This is a genomic window from Acinetobacter guillouiae (assembly GCF_002370525.2).
Classification (GTDB): Bacteria; Pseudomonadota; Gammaproteobacteria; order Pseudomonadales; family Moraxellaceae; genus Acinetobacter; species Acinetobacter guillouiae.
Map to the genome: position 1 here is coordinate 262,893 of NZ_AP014630.1, position 15,957 is coordinate 278,849.

Consider the following 15,957-nt stretch of genomic DNA (forward strand, 5'->3'; position numbering starts at 1 on the left):
ATTGTTGCGAAAAAAGGGAAGAGGAATGAATAGCAAACGCACTTTTCGATGGCGTCACTAAGTGAAATGCAGAGACATCCATACTTAGTATTATCGAAAATAGAGAGAATTCCTGATGACAACCTTAGCGCAATTTGAACAACTAAAATCAGCGGGTTATAACCTTATCCCTGTATATCGCCAACGCTTAGCCGATACAGATACGCCATTGTCTGTATTTGCACGTTTAAAACAGCATCAACAAGCTTATCTTTTTGAATCTGTCGAAGGTGGCGAAAACTGGGCAAGATATTCAATTATTGGACTGGGTGAATCAATCGTGTTTTCCTGTAATGCAGGACAGCTCACGATCAAATCGGTAGATGGCTCGATAGATACCCAGCCATGTACAGATCCCTTTCAATATATCCGTGATTTTCAAGCGCAGTTTAAAGTACCCACCCAGCAAGATTTACCCGCGCTGCCTAATTTTACTGGCGGCTTGGTGGGTTACTTTGGCTATGACGCAGTACGTTATATTGAGCCACGGTTAAAGAATGTGCCTGAGGCGGATCCCGTTGGACTGCCAGACTTATGGATGATGTTGTCTAAAACCGTCATTGTATTTGATAACTTAAAAGATACTTTGTTTTTAATCGTACATGCAGATGTTAATGATACAGAGGCTTATGCCAAGGCTCAGCAACAGCTGGATGAGATTGAGGCATTATTGGCTATGCCAATCAGCTTGGTTGCTAAAAAACATACCGCTCCGCATTTTGAGTCACTGACTGGGCATGACAAATTCCTTGAGTCAATTGAGAAAGTTAAAGAATATATCCGTGCTGGTGATGTGATGCAGGTTGTTCCTGGGCATCGTATGGTGTCGGATTTTGATGGTGAGCCTTTACAGGTTTATCGCGCATTACGACATCTCAATCCATCACCGTATTTATTTTTGGTGCAAGGCCAGACCCTTTTAGATCAAAAGCCGTTCCATATCGTAGGTTCTTCGCCGGAAATTCTTTCTCGACTCGAAAATGGGATCGCGACTGTACGTCCGCTTGCAGGTACACGTCCACGAGGAAAAACCAAAGAAGAAGATTTGGCGCTTGAAAAAGATTTGCTTTCCGATGAAAAAGAGATTGCGGAGCATTTAATGCTGATTGATTTAGGCCGTAATGATGTGGGGCGTGTCTCGAAAATCGGTAAAGTGCAAGTGACTGATCAAATGGTGATCGAGCGTTATTCACATGTCATGCATATTGTTTCCAATGTACAAGGTGAAGTGTTGGATGATGTCGATGCTTTGGATGTTTTTAAGGCAACTTTTCCAGCAGGCACGCTTTCAGGTGCCCCAAAGATTCGTGCAATGGAAATTATTGACGAAGTTGAGCCGGTAAAACGTGGGATTTTTGGTGGTGCAGTGGGTTATTTGGGCTGGCATGGCGAAATGGACATGTCGATTGCGATCAGAACCTGTGTTATTCGTGAAAATAAGGTCTATGTACAGGCTGGTGCAGGCTTGGTTGTCGACTCAAATCCTGAATCAGAGTGGAATGAAACCCAAATAAAAGCTCGCGCAGTGATCAAAGCGGTTGAATTATCGTCAAACGGATTGATTTTATGAGTTTTTGAGGTTTTTTTTGCAAAAAACACTTGCAAGGATTCTGAGTTTTGCTAAACTGCACACCGTTCCGATACGAAACGTACGAAACACTAAGAAACGCCGGCATAGCTCAGTTGGTAGAGCAACTGACTTGTAATCAGTAGGTCCACAGTTCGAATCCGTGTGCCGGCACCATCTTAAGGTTTTGTGTTATAATGTTGAAGAACGACACTGAAAGTAAGTGTAAAGGTGAGATTCCCGAGCGGTCAAAGGGAGCAGACTGTAACTCTGCCACGAAAGTTTCGAAGGTTCGAATCCTTCTCTCACCACCATTACTTCGATAAGTGGTTAATTACCAACATTAAGCGGGAGTAGCTCAGTTGGTAGAGCGGTAGCCTTCCAAGCTACATGTCGCGAGTTCGACCCTCGTCTCCCGCTCCATCGAAGATGATGCTCTTATAGCTCAGTGGTAGAGCACTCCCTTGGTAAGGGAGAGGTCTCGAGTTCAAATCTCGATAAGAGCTCCAGATACAATTTGGTAGATTATTCTACACCAGTTTCTCAAAAGCAGGCTTATTAGTCTGCTTTTCAAGTATTAGGTGTCTAGTTTTTTAGACGATTGTCGATGCTGAGTTGTTTAACTCGTGTTCGACATAAACGAGGAAGAGCAAATGGCTAAGGCTAAGTTTGAACGTAATAAGCCACACGTAAACGTGGGTACAATTGGTCACGTTGACCATGGTAAAACAACTTTAACTGCTGCAATTGCAACAATTTGTGCAAAAACTTACGGCGGTGAAGCTAAAGACTACGCAGCAATCGATTCTGCACCAGAAGAAAAAGCACGTGGTATTACAATTAATACTTCACACGTAGAATACGATTCTCCAATTCGTCACTACGCTCACGTAGACTGCCCAGGTCACGCCGATTATGTTAAAAACATGATCACTGGTGCTGCTCAGATGGACGGTGCGATCCTTGTATGTGCTGCGACTGATGGTCCAATGCCACAGACTCGTGAACACATCCTTCTTTCTCGCCAAGTAGGTGTACCTTATATTCTTGTATTCCTTAACAAGTGTGACCTTGTTGATGATGAAGAATTACTTGAATTAGTAGAAATGGAAGTTCGTGAACTTCTTTCTACTTATGACTTCCCAGGTGATGACACTCCTATCATCCGTGGTTCAGCACTTGCTGCACTTAATGGTGATGCTGGTCAATATGGCGAATCAGCTGTACTTTCACTTGTTGAAGCGCTTGATTCTTATATTCCAGAACCAGAACGTGCTATCGATAAAGCATTCTTGATGCCAATCGAAGATGTATTCTCTATTTCTGGTCGTGGTACAGTGGTAACAGGTCGTGTAGAATCTGGTATCGTTAAAGTCGGCGAAGAAGTTGAAATCGTTGGTATCAAAGATACAGTTAAAACAACTGTAACTGGCGTAGAAATGTTCCGTAAACTTCTTGACGAAGGTCGTGCGGGCGAGAACTGTGGTGTTCTTTTACGTGGTACTAAGCGTGAAGACGTACAACGTGGTCAAGTACTTGCTAAACCAGGTACAATCAAGCCGCACACTAAATTCGACGCAGAAGTATATGTACTTTCTAAAGAAGAAGGTGGTCGTCATACTCCGTTCCTTAACGGTTACCGTCCACAGTTCTACTTCCGTACAACTGACGTAACTGGCGCAATCCAATTGCAAGACGGCGTTGAAATGGTTATGCCAGGTGACAACGTTGAAATGTCAGTAGAACTAATTCACCCAATCGCAATGGACCCAGGTCTACGTTTTGCGATCCGTGAAGGTGGTCGTACAGTTGGTGCTGGTGTAGTTGCTAAAGTAACTGCATAACCGCTAATATGTTTGTTCTAACCGAGAGTTTAGGCTCTCGGTTTGTTTATAGGTCAGTAGTTCAATTGGTAGAGCGTCGGTCTCCAAAACCGAATGTTGGGGGTTCGAGTCCCTCCTGACCTGCCATTTTTTAAATAAAAAACTTGATGTCGGCTAAACTGGTCATATAATAAGTCGCGAAACCTACGACGAGTACAAAAATGTCGAATGATAAATCACGTGACGCAATGGGCGGCGCGGCAATTCCTCAAAGCAACAATTCTGCTGAAATGGTGAAGACAAGTTCTCCATTTGATTTTATTTTGTGGATCATAGCATTGGCTTTATTTGGCGGTGCGTTGATGACAAATCAATATCTTCCAGCGTATTGGGCACCTGCAAATAGTGTCTGGGTGCGTATTGGGGTAATTTTAGCTTGTATCATCGTAGCTTTAGGTTTATTATACGCCACCCATCAAGGCAAAGGCTTTGTTCGTTTGCTTAAAGACTCTCGTATCGAATTGCGTCGAGTTACATGGCCTACGAAACATGAAACAGTAACCACTTCATGGCAAGTTCTCCTCGTTGTTGTAGTTGCCGCAATTATTTTGTGGTGTTTTGACTATATCATCGGTTGGTTTATGAAGTTTATTATCGGGTAAGAGAGCTATGAAACGTTGGTACATTATTCATGCCTATTCAGGTTATGAAAAACAAGTGATGCGTTCACTTAATGATCGAATCCAGCGTAGCGCTGTTGCTGATAGTTTTGGTGAAGTCCTTGTTCCTACCGAAGAAGTGGTAGAGATGAAGGATGGTAAGAAGCGTAAATCAGAGCGTAAATTCTTTCCTGGCTATGTGTTAGTTGAAATGGAAATGAATGATGAAACTTGGCACATTGTTAAAGAATGTCCAAAAGTATTAGGTTTCATCGGTGGTACAGCTGAAAAGCCAGCACCAATTACGCAAAAAGAAGCTGATGCGATTCTTGCACGTGTACACAATAAAGGTGAAGCACCTCGTCCTAAGACGATGTTTGAGCCGGGTGAAGAATTACTTGTTACTGACGGTCCATTCACAGACTTTAAAGGTGTGGTGGAAGAAGTTCAGTACGAAAAATCACGTTTAACGTTGACGATTAATGTATTTAATCGACCAACTCAAGTTGAATTGGAATTTCGCCAAGTCGAAAAAACAATTTAATTTGCATTATTTGAAAGCGCCCGATTTGTTATGGATCGGGCATTGTTGTTGTAACGGTATCGTTACTTGAAATGTTGGGGAGCTCTAAAAGGCGTTTGTACCCAGAGGTAATTTGAAATGGCTAAGAAGATTGACGGCTATATCAAGCTGCAAGTTCCAGCTGGTAAAGCGAATCCATCTCCACCGATTGGTCCTGCACTAGGTCAACGGGGTGTTAACATCATGGCATTCTGTAAAGAATTCAATGCTGCTACACAAAAAGTTGAACAAGGTCTTCCAATTCCTGTAGTGATCACTGTGTACAACGATAAGTCGTTCACATTCATCATGAAAACTCCACCTGCTGCGATTCTTCTTAAGAAAGCTGCTGGTATCCAAAAGGGTTCTGCTGTACCAAACAAAACTAAAGTTGGTAAGTTGACTCGCGCTCAGTTAGAAGAAATTGCGACTACTAAAGAACCAGATTTAACTGGTGCTGATTTAGACGCACGTGTACGTACCATTGCTGGTTCTGCGCGTTCTATGGGCTTGGAAGTGGAGCTATAAGACATGGCAAAGTTAACTAAACGTCAAAAAGCCATTGCTGCAGCTATTGAAGCAAACAAAGTTTACACTTTGGAAGAAGCAGTACAAGTTCTTAGCAGTCTACCTGCTGCAAAATTCAAAGAATCTTTGGATGTTGCGGTAAACCTAGGTGTTGATCCTCGTAAATCTGACCAAGTTGTTCGTGGCGCGACTACACTTCCTGCAGGTACTGGTAAAACTGTACGTGTTGCTGTGTTTGCTCAAGGCGCTGCTGCTGAAGCTGCTAAAGCTGAAGGCGCGGACATCGTTGGTTTTGATGATCTTGCTGAAAGCATTCAAGCGGGTAACTTAGACTTCGACGTTGTTATTGCTGCTCCAGATGCAATGCGTGTTGTTGGTAAGTTAGGTACGATCCTTGGTCCACGTGGCTTAATGCCAAACCCTAAAGTGGGTACTGTAACTCCTGACGTAGCAACTGCAGTTAAAAATGCAAAAGCTGGTCAAGCACGTTACCGTGTAGACAAAGCGGGTATCATCCACGCTGCGATCGGTCAAGTAGGTTTCACTGCTGAAGCTGTTCGTTCAAACGTTGAAGCGCTTATCGCTGACCTTAAGAAAGCAAAACCTGCGACTTCTAAAGGTATCTACATCCAAAAGATCACTTTGAGCTCAACTATGGGTCCTGGTCTTGTTGTTGATGTACAAAACGTTTCTAAATAATTATTTTTCAATAATTATATTGCGATAAAAGAATTTTAAAGTCCTGAGTAAAATTTGAAGTGTTACTTCAAATTTTACGCAAGAAAGAGTGATGACTTCTATTGAGGTTGAGCTTTTTTTCTTGTGGATTGATAAAGCATTGCTTTGTTGATCATCAGGCGGACTTTGAATTGATAGATGTAAATTTATCAGCGTCAAAGACCTCAGGCGAGGGGAGTCTTCGGATTCGCTTCTTAAAATACCAGTCTGAGTAGACGCGGTGGTGTGATTGATTCCTCCTCCGCGTGTAAGTCAAGAGATTGATTTACGAATTGGGAGTGCAGTCCGTGGATTGCATAAATCACCGTTAGGAGGTTTTACAATGGCTCTTCTTATCGAAGACAAAAAACAGATCGTTGCGGAAGTAAATGAAGTTGCTTCTACCGCGTTTGCTGCTGTTGTTGCTGACTACCAAGGTTTAACAGTTGAACAATTGACTACACTTCGTGTTGAAGCTCGTAAGTTAGGTGTTAAGACACGTATCGTGCGTAACACTTTGGCTAAACGTGCTTTCGAAGGTACTCAATTTGATATCTTAGACGAAAACCTTGTTGGTCCAACTATTCTAGCTTTTTCAACTTCTGAAGATGACATGGGCGCAGCTGCTCGCTTGTTTGAAGAATTTGCTAAAACTAACAAAGCATTTGAACTTAAAGCTGCTGCATTTGACGGCAAACTTTATCAAGGTGCTGATGTTAGCGTTATCGCGAATCTTCCGAACCAAGAAAAAGCACTTACTATGCTTGCCAATGTTCTTCAAGCTCCTATTTCGAAATTGGGTCGCCTTATTACAGCGCTCAAAGAGAAAAACGAGTCAGAAGCTGCATAAGCTTAATAAATTTCACACACCATTCAATATCCATTTGGAGTTATTCTCATGGCTTTAACTAACGAAGAAATCTTAAACGCAGTTGCTGAAAAAACTGTTCTTGAACTTGTTGAACTTATCTCTGCTTTCGAAGAGAAATTCAACGTATCAGCTGCTGCTGTAGCTGTAGCTGCAGGTCCTGCTGCTGCTGTTGCTGAAGAGCAATCAGAATTCAATGTTGAATTGACTTCTTTCGGTGCTAACAAAGTTGCTGTAATTAAAGCAGTACGTGAAGTTACTGGTCTTGGCTTGAAAGAAGCTAAAGACTTAGTAGAAGGCGCTCCTTCAAATCTTAAAGAAGGCGTTTCTAAAGAAGAAGCTGAAGAACTTAAGAAAAAACTTGAAGAAACTGGTGCTACAGTTACTGTTAAGTAATTTCGCTAGGGGTCGAATTTTAATTTGACCCCAAAAATTGGCTGATGGCTCTTGGGTCATCAGCCTTTTTGCGTTACAATAATCGGCTCGATTTTAGATTGATTGGTAGAAAAACCATCAATTTTAAAAATAAATAAACACAATCAAACGCTTAGCAATATTTTTCCATTTTAAAAATATTGCTAAGCGTTTTGTACCACTGAAATTTGCAGCATTTGTATAAAAGTGGTGGTCATATCGACCTGCGTAATTCCTTCTAAGTTCGTTCTGCAGGCGGACTTAGTTTACTTTCCGAGGACTCCAGATGGCATACTCATATACCGAAAAGAAACGGATCCGTAAGAATTTTGGTAAATTGCCCCAAGTCATGCATGCTCCGTACCTGCTCTCGATTCAAGTCGACTCGTACAGAACATTCTTGCAAGACGGCAAAACACCAAAAAATCGCGAAGATATCGGTCTCCAAGCTGCATTTCGTTCAGTTTTTCCTATTGAAAGTTATTCGGGCAATGCTGCTTTAGAATTCGTTGAGTATAGTCTTGGTAAACCAGAGTTTGATGTTCGCGAATGTATTCTTCGTGGCTCAACCTTTGCGGCACCAATGCGCGTTAAAATTCGTTTGATCATCAAAGATCGTGAAACGAAATCTATTAAAGACGTACGTGAACAAGAAGTGTACATGGGTGAAATGCCACTCATGACTGAGAATGGTACCTTTGTCATCAATGGTACTGAGCGTGTAATCGTATCTCAATTACACCGTTCACCAGGCGTATTCTTTGACCATGATAAAGGTAAAACGCATTCAAGCGGTAAAGTGCTTTATTCAGCACGTATTATTCCTTATCGTGGTTCATGGTTAGATTTTGAGTTTGATGCTAAAGATTTAGTCTTTGTACGTATTGACCGTCGTCGTAAATTACTTGCGACTGTTGTGTTACGTGCATTGAACTATAGCAATGAACAAATTCTGAATATGTTCTACGAAAAAGTACCTGTATATCTTGATATGGGTAGCTATCAGATTGACCTTGTGCCTGAACGTCTTCGTGGTGAAATGGCTCAATTTGATATCGTGGACAATGATGGTAAAGCCATTGTTGAACAAGGTAAACGTATTAATGCTCGCCATGTACGTCAAATGGAAGCTGCTGGTTTAACTAAACTTCCAGTTCCAGATGAATATTTGTATGAGCGTATTACTGCTGAAGATATCGTACTTAAAGACGGTGAAGTAATTACTGCTAACACTGTATTAAGTCATGAAATTTTGGTCAGAATTGCTGAAGGTGGTATTAAACAATTTAATATCCTGTTCACCAATGACATCGATCGTGGTTCTTTTGTTGCTGACACCTTACGTGCAGATACAACATCTGGTCGTGAAGAAGCACTTGTAGAAATCTACAAAGTGATGCGTCCAGGTGAGCCACCAACGAAAGAAGCAGCTGAAAACTTATTCAATAACTTATTCTTCTCTACAGAGCGCTATGATTTATCGCCTGTGGGTCGTATGAAGTTTAACCGTCGTTTGGGTCGTCCTTACGAAGTAGGTACAGATCAGAAGTCTCGTGAAGTAGAAGGTATTCTTTCTAACGATGACATCATTGATGTACTGAAAACACTGGTAGAAATTCGTAACGGTAAAGGTGAAGTCGACGATATCGATCACTTGGGTAACCGTCGCGTACGTTCTGTTGGTGAAATGACAGAAAACCAATTCCGTGTTGGTTTAGTTCGTGTTGAACGTGCTGTTAAAGAGCGTTTAAACCAAGCTGAAACAGATAACTTGTCTCCACAAGATTTGATCAATGCGAAACCAGTTGCTGCTGCAATCAAAGAATTCTTTGGTTCAAGCCAATTGTCACAGTTTATGGATCAAAACAACCCATTGTCAGAAATTACACACAAACGTCGTGTATCTGCGCTTGGGCCTGGTGGTTTGACACGTGAACGTGCGGGCTTTGAAGTACGTGACGTACATCAAACTCATTATGGTCGTGTATGTCCAATTGAAACACCTGAAGGACCAAACATTGGTTTGATCAACTCGCTTTCTGTTTATGCAAAAGCGAACAACTTCGGTTTCTTGGAAACACCATACCGTCGCGTTGTTGATGGTCGTGTAACAGATGATGTTGAATATTTATCTGCAATTGAAGAAGTAGGTACTGTTATTGCACAGGCCGATTCTGCATTGGATAAAGATGGACACTTAACAGAAGACTTCGTTTCAGTACGTCACCAAGGTGACTTCGTTCGTATGCCACCTGAAAAAGTGACGCATATGGATGTATCTGCTCAACAGGTTGTATCTGTCGCTGCATCACTTATTCCATTCCTTGAACACGATGATGCCAACCGTGCATTGATGGGTTCAAACATGCAACGTCAGGCTGTTCCTACATTGCTTGCTGATAAACCACTTGTGGGTACCGGCATGGAAGCAAACGTAGCGCACGACTCTGGTGTATGTGTGATCGCGAAACGTGGCGGACGCATTGAGTTTGTAGATGCATCACGTGTGGTTATTCGTGTCAACGAAGATGAAATGATCGCGGGTGAAGCAGGTGTAGATATCTACAACTTGATCAAATACACGCGTTCAAACCAAAACACATGTATTAACCAAAAAGTGCTTGTGAGCATGGGCGATAAAGTCGGCCGTGGTGACGTTCTTGCTGATGGTCCATCAACTGATGGTGGTGAATTAGCATTGGGTCAGAACATGCGTGTCGCGTTCATGACTTGGAACGGTTATAACTACGAGGACTCGATTTTATTATCTGAACGTGTTCTTCAAGAAGATCGTTTAACGTCAATTCATATTCAAGAATTATCATGTGTTGCACGTGATACGAAGTTAGGTGCGGAAGAAATCACTGCCGATATTCCTAACGTAGGTGAAGCAGCGTTATCTAAACTTGATGAATCAGGTATTGTTTATATCGGTGCTGAAGTTGCAGCGGGTGATATTCTTGTTGGTAAAGTGACGCCTAAAGGTGAAACACAATTAACCCCTGAAGAAAAATTACTTCGTGCAATCTTTGGTGAGAAAGCGGCAGACGTTAAAGATTCATCTTTACGTGTTTCTTCAAGCGTTAAAGGTACAGTCATCGACGTTCAAGTGTTTACACGTGACGGTATCGAGAAAGATGAACGTGCTCAAGCGATTGAGAAAGCGCAACTTGATGCTTATCGTAAAGACTTGAAAGAAGAATTCAAAATCTTCGAAGAAGCTGCTCGTGAACGTATTATCCGTTTGTTAAAAGGCCAAGAGTCGAATGGCGGCGGTACGACCAAGCGCGGTGATAAGCTATCTGAAGATGTATTGTCTGGTTTAGAGCTTGTTGATCTTTTAGAAGTTCAACCAACAGATGAAGGCATCGCTGAACGCTTAACTCAAATTCAAGTGTTCTTGAAAGAGAAGAGCTACGAGATTGATGAGAAATTTGCTGAGAAAAAACGCAAACTTTCTACAGGTGATGAGCTTACAACAGGTGTCTTGAAAGTTGTTAAAGTTTACTTAGCTGTAAAACGTCGTATCCAGCCTGGTGATAAGATGGCGGGTCGTCACGGTAACAAAGGTGTTGTATCAAACATCTTGCCTGTTGAAGACATGCCGCATGACATCCATGGTGTTCCAGTTGATGTCGTACTTAACCCATTGGGTGTACCATCACGTATGAACGTGGGTCAGATTCTTGAAACTCACTTAGGTATGGCTGCAAAAGGTCTTGGCGATAAGATCGACAAGATGATGAAAGAGCAACGTACCGTTCTTGAGCTTCGTGATTTCTTAGACAAGATTTATAACAAAGTTGGTGGCGAGCAAGAAGATCTTGATAGCTTAACTGATGAAGAAATCTTGGTGTTATCAGGTAACTTGCGTAAAGGTGTTCCTTTAGCTACGCCAGTATTTGATGGTGCAGAAGAAAGTCAGATCAAAGAGTTACTTGAGCTTGGTGGTATCTCACGTACAGGTCAAACAGTATTGTATGACGGACGTACAGGTGAGCGTTTTGACCGCCCAGTAACTGTTGGTTATATGTACATGCTCAAGTTGAACCATTTGGTTGATGACAAGATGCATGCACGTTCTACTGGTTCTTATTCACTTGTAACTCAACAACCGCTTGGTGGTAAAGCACAATTCGGTGGTCAGCGTTTCGGTGAGATGGAAGTCTGGGCACTAGAAGCTTATGGTGCTGCTTATACACTTCAAGAAATGCTTACTGTGAAGTCGGATGACGTTGAAGGTCGTACTCGCATCTATAAGAACATTGTAGATGGTAACCATTATATGGATCCGGGTATGCCTGAATCGTTTAACGTATTGACCAAAGAGATCCGTTCTTTAGGTATCAACATTGAACTGAAAAATGGTGACTAAACTTCACCATTGAATCTCCCTAAATCCCTCTTTATGAAAGAGGGACTTTCCCCCTTAGAAAAAGGGGGATCAAGGGGGATTAAAATTCAGTGAAAAAACAATATTTGTGACCCAGTCGTAGCCTGAAAAGCGCTTCGACACACGGAGAAAAAAATTGAAAGACTTGCTCGATATCATGCGCAAAAAGACGGATTCAGATGGTCACGCTCCAGTAGAGTTTGACCGTATCCGTATTGGTCTTGCGTCACCAGAAATGATTAAGTCATGGTCTCACGGTGAAGTTAAAAAGCCAGAAACCATTAACTATCGTACGTTTAAGCCAGAACGTGATGGTTTATTCTGTGCCAAAATCTTTGGTCCAGTAAAAGATTACGAATGCTTGTGTGGTAAATACAAGCGTATGAAATATAAAGGCGTCATTTGTGAAAAATGTGGCGTTGAAGTAACAACTGCAAAAGTTCGTCGTGAGCGTATGGGTCACATCGAGCTTGCTTCTCCAGTTGCGCATATTTGGTTCTTGAAATCATTACCAAGCCGTATCGGTTTATTACTTGATATGACTTTACGTGATATCGAACGTGTATTGTACTTCGAATCTTATGTCGTTACTGATCCTGGCATGACGCCAATGGAAAAGTACCAACTTCTTAACGATGAAGAATACTTCACTGCGTTAGAAGAACATGGTGACGAATTCAGCGCGAAAATGGGTGCAGAAGCAGTTCAAGATTTGTTGAAAGACATCGATCTTGAAGCTGAAATTTCTCGTTTACGTGAAGAAATTCCAAACACAACTTCAGAAACGAAGCTTAAAAAAGCCTCTAAACGTTTGAAGTTGATGGAAGCGTTCAAAGAGTCAAACAACAAGCCAGAATGGATGGTGATGAATGTACTTCCAGTACTTCCACCTGATCTTCGCCCGTTGGTACCGCTTGAAGGTGGTCGTTTTGCGACTTCTGACTTGAACGATCTTTATCGTCGTGTGATCAACCGTAACAACCGTTTAAAACGTCTTCTTGACCTTGCTGCACCAGACATTATCGTACGTAACGAAAAACGTATGTTACAAGAGTCTGTAGATGCGTTATTGGACAATGGTCGTCGTGGTCGTGCAATTACCGGTTCGAACAAACGTCCGCTTAAATCTTTGGCAGATATGATCAAAGGTAAGCAAGGTCGTTTCCGTCAAAACTTACTTGGTAAGCGTGTTGACTACTCTGGTCGTTCGGTCATTACTGTAGGTCCAACTTTACGTTTGCACCAATGTGGTCTTCCGAAGAAAATGGCACTTGAATTATTCAAGCCGTTTATCTTTGCTAAGCTACAAGCTTCTGGCCAAGCAACAACCATTAAAGCTGCGAAGAAAATGGTTGAGCGTGAAACTCCTGAAGTTTGGGACGTTCTTGCATCTGTAATTCGTCAACATCCAGTGATGTTGAACCGTGCGCCAACACTTCACCGTTTAGGTCTTCAAGCATTTGAACCTATTCTAATTGAAGGTAAAGCGATCCGTTTACACCCACTCGTTTGTGCTGCGTTTAACGCCGACTTCGATGGTGACCAAATGGCGGTTCACGTTCCATTAACACTTGAAGCTCAATTAGAAGCTCGTGCGTTAATGATGTCGACCAACAACATCTTGTCACCTGCCAACGGTGAGCCGATCATCGTACCTTCTCAGGACGTTGTCTTGGGCTTATATTACATCACACGTGATGCAATCAATGCCAAAGGTGAAGGCATGGTGTTTGCGGATACTCACGAAGTAAACCGTGCACTTGCAACAGGTCAAGTTGACTTACATGCACGTGTAAAAGCACGTGTACACCAAACAGTGATTGATGAAAACGGTAACCGTGAGCATCAAACTATTGTTGTAGATACGACACCTGGTCGTTGCTTACTTTGGGAAGTTGTTCCTGAAGGTATGGATTTCCAACAAATCAACGTTGAGATGACTAAAAAGAACATCTCTAAGTTGATTAACTCTTGCTACCGTAAATTAGGTTTGAAAGATACTGTTATCTTTGCTGACCAATTGATGTACTTGGGCTTCCGTCAAGCAACCCGTTCTGGTGTTTCTGTGGGTATGGAAGACATGTTGATTCCGCCACAAAAACAAGCAATTATCGAAAAAGCAGAAGTTGAAGTTCGTGAAATTGAACAACAATTCGAGCAAGGTTTCGTAACTGCGGGTGAGCGTTACAACAAAGTTGTCGATATTTGGGCGCGTACTAACGACCAAGTTGCCAAAGCGATGATGGACAACTTGTCATTCACGACTGTTAAAAACAAACAGGGTGAAGACGAGAAGCAAAAATCATTCAACAGTATCTACATGATGTCTGACTCTGGTGCCCGTGGTTCGGCAGCTCAGATTCGTCAGCTTGCAGGTATGCGTGGTTTGATGGCGAAACCAGATGGTTCGATCATTGAGACACCGATTAAAGCAAACTTCCGTGAAGGTCTGACAGTACTTCAGTACTTCATTTCAACACATGGTGCGCGTAAAGGTTTGGCCGATACAGCACTTAAAACAGCAAACTCTGGTTACTTGACACGTCGTCTAGTCGACGTTGCGCAAGACTTGGTTATTACTGAGCCAGATTGTGGTACGCTCGAAGGTCTTGTAATGACTCCGTTCATTCAAGGTGGCGATGTCATTGAGCCATTAAGTGTACGTGTATTAGGACGTGTAACTGCTGAAGACGTGAAAAAAGCGGGTTCAGATGAAGTTGTGCTTCCACGTAACACATTGATTGACGAGAAAATCGCTGCGTATCTTGAAGATGCGGGTGTCGATGAAGTTAAAGTACGTTCAGTTGTAAACTGTGCTTCGACTTTCGGTGTATGTGCTAAATGTTATGGTCGTGACTTGGCGCGTGGTCACTTGGTGAATCCAGGTGAATCTGTCGGTGTTATGGCTGCGCAATCAATTGGTGAACCTGGTACACAGTTAACCATGCGTACATTCCACGTAGGTGGTGCTGCAAGCCGAACGTCTGCTGCAAATAGCGTACAAGTACGTAACAAAGGTACAGTTCGTTTCCATAACGTTAAAACTGTTCAACATGCCAAAGGTCACTTGGTGTCTGTTTCACGTTCAGGTGAAATTGGTATCGCTGATGATTTAGGTCGCGAACGTGAGCGTTATAAACTTCCATACGGTGCGTCTATCTTGATTAAAGATGGTCAACCTGTAGAAGGCGGCGGTATTGTTGCAACTTGGGATCCACATACACATCCATTGGTTACAGAAGTTGCTGGTAAAGCACGCTTCAGCCAAATTTCGGATGGCGTAACTGCAACATCGAAAACTGATGATGCAACGGGTATGACCACGGTTGAAATTTTACCTGTAACAGCACGTCCTGCTTCTGGTAAAGATTTGCGTCCTGCAATCGTGTTGGATACAACCGATGGCGGCGAACAGTTCTACTTCTTGCCACAAAACACGATCGTGACTGTTCGTGATGGCGAGACGATCGGTGTTGGTGACGTTATTGGTCGTGTACCACAAGAAACTTCACGTACTCGTGATATTACTGGTGGTCTGCCACGTGTAGCTGACTTGTTCGAAGCACGTAAGCCGAAAGAACATGCAATTCTTGCTGAAATCTCAGGTGTTGTAAGCTTTGGTAAAGAAACCAAAGGTAAGAACCGTTTAGTGATTACACCAGATGATGGCTCTGAAATTTATGAAGAGTTGATTCCAAAATGGCGTACCATTAACGTGTTTGAAGGTGAGCATGTGAACCGTGGTGAAACCATTTCTGATGGTCCACAAAACCCACATGACATCTTGCGTTTGAAAGGTGAAGTTGCATTAACCAACTACATCGTGAACGAAGTTCAAGACGTTTACCGCTTACAAGGTGTAAAAATCAACGATAAGCATATCGAAGTAATCGTTCGTCAAATGTTGCGTAAAGTTGACATTACCGACGGTGGCGATACAAGCTTTATCAAAGGCGAACAAGTGGATTACATCCGCGTTGTGGGCGAAAACCAAGCGGTATTGGCTCAGAACAAGTTCCCTGCGAAGTATGAACGTCAATTGATGGGTATTACCAAAGCATCGCTTTCTACTGACTCGTTCATCTCTGCTGCATCGTTCCAGGAAACAACTCGTGTGTTAACTGAAGCGGCTGTAACAGGTAAAGAAGATGATTTACGTGGCTTGAAAGAAAACGTTGTTGTAGGTCGCTTGATTCCAGCAGGTACTGGTCTTGCATACCACTTAGAGCGTCGTCGTCAAGAAGCAGAAGCTGCAGAGCATGAGCTTGTAAATGACTTCTCTGAAGTTGATCAAGCATTCTCTCAAGCTTTAAACGAAGATTCTTTCTAAGTTAAACAGCTTTTGAAATGAAGAAGACGCCTTAGGGCGTCTTTTTTTATATACTGA

Annotated in this window: 10 protein-coding genes and 5 tRNA genes; all 15 read left to right on the forward strand. The window is 42.4% G+C overall.

Annotated features, from left to right (window positions below):
* Nucleotides 1-115 precede the first annotated feature (115 nt).
* The 15 genes from trpE to rpoC all read left to right on the forward strand — a co-directional run bounded on the left by trpE (nucleotide 116) and on the right by rpoC (nucleotide 15,900).
* On the forward strand, nucleotides 116-1,609 hold the full coding sequence (gene trpE, locus AS4_RS01215; protein WP_034617660.1) for an anthranilate synthase component I: 1,494 nt from the start codon (nucleotides 116-118) through the stop codon (nucleotides 1,607-1,609).
* 98 nt (nucleotides 1,610-1,707) lie between these two features.
* Nucleotides 1,708-1,783: transfer RNA gene (locus AS4_RS01220), tRNA-Thr, on the forward strand.
* A 53-nt stretch (nucleotides 1,784-1,836) separates the two neighbouring features.
* Nucleotides 1,837-1,920: transfer RNA gene (locus AS4_RS01225), tRNA-Tyr, on the forward strand.
* A gap of 33 nt (nucleotides 1,921-1,953) precedes the next feature.
* Nucleotides 1,954-2,029, forward strand: a tRNA-Gly gene (locus AS4_RS01230).
* A gap of 11 nt (nucleotides 2,030-2,040) precedes the next feature.
* Nucleotides 2,041-2,115: transfer RNA gene (locus AS4_RS01235), tRNA-Thr, on the forward strand.
* 144 nt (nucleotides 2,116-2,259) lie between these two features.
* On the forward strand, nucleotides 2,260-3,450 hold the full coding sequence (tuf, locus tag AS4_RS01240) for an elongation factor Tu (protein ID WP_004723653.1): 1,191 nt from the start codon (nucleotides 2,260-2,262) through the stop codon (nucleotides 3,448-3,450).
* Between the two features lie 50 nt (nucleotides 3,451-3,500).
* Nucleotides 3,501-3,576, forward strand: a tRNA-Trp gene (locus AS4_RS01245).
* A gap of 74 nt (nucleotides 3,577-3,650) precedes the next feature.
* Nucleotides 3,651-4,091, forward strand: a complete 441-nt coding sequence (gene secE, locus AS4_RS01250; protein WP_004718489.1) for a preprotein translocase subunit SecE — start codon at nucleotides 3,651-3,653, stop codon at nucleotides 4,089-4,091.
* 7 nt (nucleotides 4,092-4,098) lie between these two features.
* Nucleotides 4,099-4,632: a transcription termination/antitermination protein NusG gene (gene nusG, locus AS4_RS01255; protein WP_004718486.1), complete on the forward strand. Its 534-nt coding sequence runs from the start codon at nucleotides 4,099-4,101 to the stop codon at nucleotides 4,630-4,632.
* 117 nt (nucleotides 4,633-4,749) lie between these two features.
* Complete coding sequence (gene rplK / locus AS4_RS01260; protein ID WP_004718484.1) at nucleotides 4,750-5,178, forward strand: 50S ribosomal protein L11; 429 nt, start codon at nucleotides 4,750-4,752, stop codon at nucleotides 5,176-5,178.
* A gap of 3 nt (nucleotides 5,179-5,181) precedes the next feature.
* Nucleotides 5,182-5,877 carry a 50S ribosomal protein L1 gene (gene rplA / locus AS4_RS01265; RefSeq protein ID WP_004718482.1) on the forward strand — a complete coding sequence of 232 codons (696 nt, stop codon included), beginning with the start codon at nucleotides 5,182-5,184 and terminating at the stop codon, nucleotides 5,875-5,877.
* 361 nt (nucleotides 5,878-6,238) lie between these two features.
* Nucleotides 6,239-6,745: a 50S ribosomal protein L10 gene (gene rplJ / locus AS4_RS01270; protein WP_004718479.1), complete on the forward strand. Its 507-nt coding sequence runs from the start codon at nucleotides 6,239-6,241 to the stop codon at nucleotides 6,743-6,745.
* A 48-nt stretch (nucleotides 6,746-6,793) separates the two neighbouring features.
* Nucleotides 6,794-7,159, forward strand: coding sequence for a 50S ribosomal protein L7/L12 (rplL, locus tag AS4_RS01275; RefSeq protein ID WP_004718477.1), 366 nt, complete (start codon nucleotides 6,794-6,796; stop codon nucleotides 7,157-7,159).
* 304 nt (nucleotides 7,160-7,463) lie between these two features.
* Nucleotides 7,464-11,552, forward strand: a complete 4,089-nt coding sequence (rpoB, locus tag AS4_RS01280; protein ID WP_096732684.1) for a DNA-directed RNA polymerase subunit beta — start codon at nucleotides 7,464-7,466, stop codon at nucleotides 11,550-11,552.
* A gap of 154 nt (nucleotides 11,553-11,706) precedes the next feature.
* Nucleotides 11,707-15,900 carry a DNA-directed RNA polymerase subunit beta' gene (rpoC, locus tag AS4_RS01285; RefSeq protein ID WP_004718473.1) on the forward strand — a complete coding sequence of 1,398 codons (4,194 nt, stop codon included), beginning with the start codon at nucleotides 11,707-11,709 and terminating at the stop codon, nucleotides 15,898-15,900.
* Nucleotides 15,901-15,957: the final 57 nt, after the last annotated feature.

Coding starts and splice junctions, on each gene's coding strand:
- rplA (WP_004718482.1), top strand. CDS start 5,182: ATGGCAAAGTTAACTAAACGTCAAAAAGCCATTGCTGCAGCTATTGAA.
- secE (WP_004718489.1), top strand. CDS start 3,651: ATGTCGAATGATAAATCACGTGACGCAATGGGCGGCGCGGCAATTCCT.
- nusG (WP_004718486.1), top strand. CDS start 4,099: ATGAAACGTTGGTACATTATTCATGCCTATTCAGGTTATGAAAAACAA.
- rplL (WP_004718477.1), top strand. CDS start 6,794: ATGGCTTTAACTAACGAAGAAATCTTAAACGCAGTTGCTGAAAAAACT.
- trpE (WP_034617660.1), top strand. CDS start 116: ATGACAACCTTAGCGCAATTTGAACAACTAAAATCAGCGGGTTATAAC.
- tuf (WP_004723653.1), top strand. CDS start 2,260: ATGGCTAAGGCTAAGTTTGAACGTAATAAGCCACACGTAAACGTGGGT.
- rpoB (WP_096732684.1), top strand. CDS start 7,464: ATGGCATACTCATATACCGAAAAGAAACGGATCCGTAAGAATTTTGGT.
- rplJ (WP_004718479.1), top strand. CDS start 6,239: ATGGCTCTTCTTATCGAAGACAAAAAACAGATCGTTGCGGAAGTAAAT.
- rplK (WP_004718484.1), top strand. CDS start 4,750: ATGGCTAAGAAGATTGACGGCTATATCAAGCTGCAAGTTCCAGCTGGT.